Genomic DNA, 4433 nt, shown 5'->3' on the forward strand with positions numbered 1-4433 from the left:
GAGCAGGCGGACGGGAACCGTACCGGGCGGCGGGACGGCGGCGCCCCCGGCCGGGCCGGTGGTCCGGCGCCGCGGAGCGGAAGCCGGGGGCGTGGTCCGGGCCACTGGTCGAACCTCTCCAGGCCACTGCCCGCGATTGGCTCTGCCGCTCGCCCGCCGCCGCACCGCAGGCTGGGAACATGACCGGACACCATCCGCAGACCCGCGCCGTCCACCCGCCCGTGATCACGCCGTCCGGCAGCCGCCCGCTCGGCCAGCCGATCTACCAGGGCCACCTGTTCGCCTTCGACGCCGCCGACGACCTCGCCGCCGCGTTCCACGGCCCCGGGCAGGCGTTCCTGTACGGGCGGATGAGCAACCCGACCGTCCGCTCCCTGGAAGAGGCCCTCGCCGAGATCGAGGGCGGCGCCGGCGCCCTCGCCACCGCCGCCGGCATGGGCGCGGTCAACGGCGTCCTGATGGCGCTGCTGAAATCCGGCGACCACGTCATCGCGCAGTCGTCGCTGTACGGCGGCACGTACGCGCTGCTGCACGACCTCGCCGACCGGTGGGGCGTCGAGCTGACGCACATCCCCGGCGACGACCCCGGCGAGGTCCGGGCCGCGCTGCGCCCGAACACGCGCATGCTCTACCTGGAGACGGTCGCGAACCCGACCACGCACGTCACCGACATCCCCGCGTTCGCCGAGGCCGTCCGGGGGACGGGCGTGCTCACCGTCGTCGACAACACGTTCGCGCCGCTGCTGTGCCGGCCGCTGGAGCACGGCGCGGACATCGTCGTCCACTCCGTCACCAAGTTCCTCAGCGGGCACGGCGACGTCATGGGCGGCGCCGCCGTGTTCGCCGACCCGGACCTGCACCGCCGCGTCTGGGACCACGCCGTCGAACTCGGCTCCACCGCCGACCCGTTCGCCGCCTGGCTGACCCTCCGCGGGCTCGCGACCGCGCCGATGCGCGTCGCCCGGCACAGCGCGAACGCCCTCGACCTCGCCCGCCGCCTCGCCGGGCACGCGTCCGTCGACCGCGTCCACTACCCCGGGCTCGCCGACCACCCGCAGCATGAGATCGCGCGCCGGCTGCTGCCGGACGGCGCCGGCGGCGTCCTGTCGTTCGAACTGGCCGGCGGGCGCGAGGCCGGACAGGTGTTCAGCGAGTCGGTGCGGCTGGTGTCGCTCAGCCCGTCGCTCGGCGACACCGGCACGCTCGTCATGCACCCCGCGAGCACGTCGCACCGCCAGATGGACGCCGTGTCCCTCGCCGCCGCCGGCATCGGCGAGGGCACCGTCCGCCTCGCCGTCGGCCTGGAAGACCCCGACGACCTCTGGCAGGACATCGAGCAGGCCCTCGCCAAGGCCACCTGACCGAACGCGGAGGGCTAGAGGTAGAAGCCGGTGGCGGTGGAGGGGGCCGCGTGCGTCTCGGGACGGTGCTCGCCCTTGCGGAGCGCGGCGAGCTCCGCGAGGGTGGCGCCGTCCGGGCCGATCTCGGACGCGGCGTCCGAGCCGTCCAGCCACGCCACCGACTCCTCGCGGGACAGCCGGCCCACCTCGATCTGCGCGAGGCAGCGCCCCGGCCGCACGACCGCCGGATGCAGCATCGCCAGGTCCTCGTTGGTGGTGATCGCCACCAGCACGTCCCGGCCCTGCCCGAGCATCCCGTCGGTGAGGTTCAGCAGCCGCGACAGGCCCTGGCCCGTCGACTGCTTCGCCTCGCCGCGGATCAGCTCGTCGCAGTCCTCCAGGATGAGCAGCCGCCAGCGGCGGTTCTCGTCCTCGTCGTCGCCGACCGCCACCTCCATGAGGTAGCTCGGCGTCCCGAACAGCGCCTCCGGGTCGAGCACGCAGTCGGCCTGGCACCACTTGCCCCACGCCCGCGCGAGCGCGCGCAGCGCCGTCGTCTTGCCGGTGCCGGGCGGGCCGTGCAGCAGCAGGAGCCGGCCCGCCACCTCGTCGCGCGTCAGCTTCATCACCCGGTCGAGCGCGTCGGCGACCGCGGCGGTGTAGTTGCCGCGGATGTCCTCCCACGCGTCGGCGGAGATCGCCCGCTCGTCCCGGGACGGCCCGTGCATCCCCATGTGCCAGAAGCCCATCTCGACGCTGGTCTCGTCGGTCTTCGGCGGATCCGTCGCGTCCTTCACCGACGCGTCCAGGACCGACTCGGCCAGCGCGTCCGACACCGCCGACACCGCGAGGTACGCGCTGCCGTTCTTCCACCGGTTCGTCAGCAGCGTCCAGCCGTCGCCCTCCGCCAGCACCGACTCCTTGCCCTTCTCACGGGCCACCCGCACGAGCCGCGCCCCGTCCGGGCGCAGCGGCGCCTCCGGGCGGACGTGGTCCAGCCGCGTCGACCGCGACCACGGCTGCTCGCCCGACGCGAACGGGCGCAGCGACAGCACGTCCATCACGTCGGCGGGGGAGTTGTTGTCGCTGAGGTTGAAGACCACGGGCAGCGTCGCGTCGGGCCCGGGGTCGCTCGCGTTCTCCCCGGGGCCGACGAGATGCAGGACGTCCTGCGCGCTCTCCCGCGACATGGTCATGTCACTGATCATCAGGCGTCGCGGGCCGGCGCGTCCACCGAATTAGGGACACCGGAGCGGCTCAGGCGGCGCCGCCCTCGCGCTCCTGCCGGGCGGCCCGGCGCGCCTCCGCCTCCTGGAAGTCGAGCTTCTCGGCCTCCTCCGGCGTCGGCGCCGTGCCGCCGAGGTAGGCGGGCTGCCACCACTTCTCGCCCGCCTTCGGGACGTCGGGGTACTCGCGCTGCGCCTTCTCCAGCAGCTCGGACATGCGGACCCGCAGGTCCTCGGTGACCTGGTCGTAGTCGTCGCCGCGCTTGGGGTACATGGGCTCGCCGACCAGGATCGTCACCGGCACGTTGCGCTGCAGCAGCCGGCGCTTGCGGCCCTTCGTCCACAGCCGCTGCGGGCCCCAGATCGCGACCGGGATCAGCGGGGTCTTCGACGCCACCGCCATCCGCACCGCGCCGCTCTTGATCTCCTTCACGGTGAACGACCGGCTGATCGTCGCCTCCGCGAACACCCCGACGATCTCGCCGCCGCGCAGCGCCTTCAGCGCCGCCGCGTACGAGGAGGCGCCCGCCTCCCGGTCGACCGGGATGTGCTTCATCCCGCGCATCAGCGGCCCGCCGACCCGGTTGTCGAAGATCTCCTTCTTCGCCATGAACCGCACCAGCCGGCCCGCCGGGTGCGCGGCCAGCCCCGCGAAGATGAAGTCGAGGTAGCTGACGTGGTTGCTGACCAGCACGGCACCGCCCTCGGCGGGAATGTGTTCGGTCCCCTCCAGACGGAACTTGATGTTCAGGGCCTTGAACACGCCAAGAGCCGTCTTGATCACTGGCGGGTACACGCGTTCGGACATGTCAGCACCGTACTTGAGCCACGCCATGATCAGCGAGTGCGGCGCCGGGATCGCGATGGATCCCACAAGCGGCCGGAACTCTGAGAAGGTGGGGGGTGTGACGTGATCCGCCGATGGTGAAGGGGGATGAGCATGGAACCGTTGGACGCGGCGGCGGACGTGCACGCGCTCATCCGCGACGTGCTCCCGGCGCTGGCGCCCAGCGCCTGGTTCGACTCCGGAACGTCCGAGGTGGTGCTGCCGCTCGGCCGGTCCGAGGCGCGCGCCTCCAGCTGGACGGTGCTGGAGCGCTGCGCCCGTGAGCCGCGCTCGGCGTGGCCGCAGGTGGTGGACGAGTGGGTCCGCGAGGTCGGCGACCGCGCGTTCCTCGCCGTGGGCGAGATGGAGCTGTTCGGCGACGTCCGCGAGCTGCTGCGGCTGCGGATCGTGCCGAAGCTCGCGCCGCGCGACCGGGAGGGCCTCGTCGTCGTCCCGGCCGGCGACCACTTCGACGCGATGGTGATGATCGAGCATCCGCGCTACGGCGGCCCGCTGACGAAGGCGCGGGCCGGCCTGCTGGGCCTGCACAAGCTCGGCTACGTGATGACGAACACCCATGACCGCGAGCTGTCGGACGTGTCGGTGCACGACCAGCCCCTGCTGCCCGGACGCAACGTCCGGGTGGTCGCGAAACCGGGCAGCCGGTACGTGTCGGCGCTGCTCAGCGAGGTCGACCAGTTCCTCCCGGTGCCGAACGAGCACGGCGCGCTGGTCGGCGTCCCGTGCCACAGCACGCTGCTGCTGTACCCGATCACGTCCACGGCCGTCCGCGAGGTGCTCCCCGTCTTCGCCGACGTCGTCCGCGAGATGCACGCGGCCGCCGACGACCCCTGCGCCCCCGGCGTCTACTGGAGCCACGGCGAGCGCCGCCTGACCCCCCTGCCCCCCGACGCCCCCCACGAGGGCACCGGCGAGTTCGCCACCCTCCTCCGAAGACTGCCCGGCTAGCCCAGGGGGCTGTGTTTTCCCAGGGGGGCGACCCCTGGAACCCCCGTTGCGACGGACGGGCTGTTTCGCGCT

4 protein-coding genes are annotated in these 4433 nt (G+C 73.2%); 2 read left to right on the forward strand and 2 right to left on the reverse strand.

Features of this window, described 5'->3' with window-relative positions:
• The first annotated feature begins 179 nt into the window (after positions 1 to 179).
• A complete protein-coding gene (locus tag ABZ914_RS47325) occupies positions 180 to 1361 on the forward strand; it encodes a trans-sulfuration enzyme family protein (RefSeq protein ID WP_500201193.1) in 1182 nt (393 codons plus the stop codon).
• A 14-nt stretch (positions 1362 to 1375) separates the two neighbouring features.
• On the opposite strand, the gene ABZ914_RS47330 is transcribed toward ABZ914_RS47325, so the two are convergent.
• Both ABZ914_RS47330 and ABZ914_RS47335 read right to left on the reverse strand, forming a co-directional pair.
• Positions 1376 to 2536, reverse strand: coding sequence for a DUF5925 domain-containing protein (locus tag ABZ914_RS47330; RefSeq protein ID WP_241756342.1), 1161 nt, complete (start codon positions 2534 to 2536; stop codon positions 1376 to 1378).
• Positions 2537 to 2597: 61 nt separating this feature from the next.
• Complete coding sequence (locus ABZ914_RS47335) at positions 2598 to 3374, reverse strand: lysophospholipid acyltransferase family protein (RefSeq protein ID WP_190865941.1); 777 nt, start codon at positions 3372 to 3374, stop codon at positions 2598 to 2600.
• A gap of 132 nt (positions 3375 to 3506) precedes the next feature.
• Between ABZ914_RS47335 and ABZ914_RS47340 the strand changes: the two genes are divergently transcribed.
• Entirely contained in the window at positions 3507 to 4361 is an 855-nt protein-coding gene (locus ABZ914_RS47340) for a hypothetical protein (RefSeq protein ID WP_241756343.1), read from the forward strand.
• The last annotated feature ends 72 nt before the right edge of the window (positions 4362 to 4433 follow it).

Source organism: Spirillospora sp. NPDC046719, assembly GCF_040645715.1.
Classification (GTDB): domain Bacteria; phylum Actinomycetota; class Actinomycetes; order Streptosporangiales; family Streptosporangiaceae; genus Spirillospora.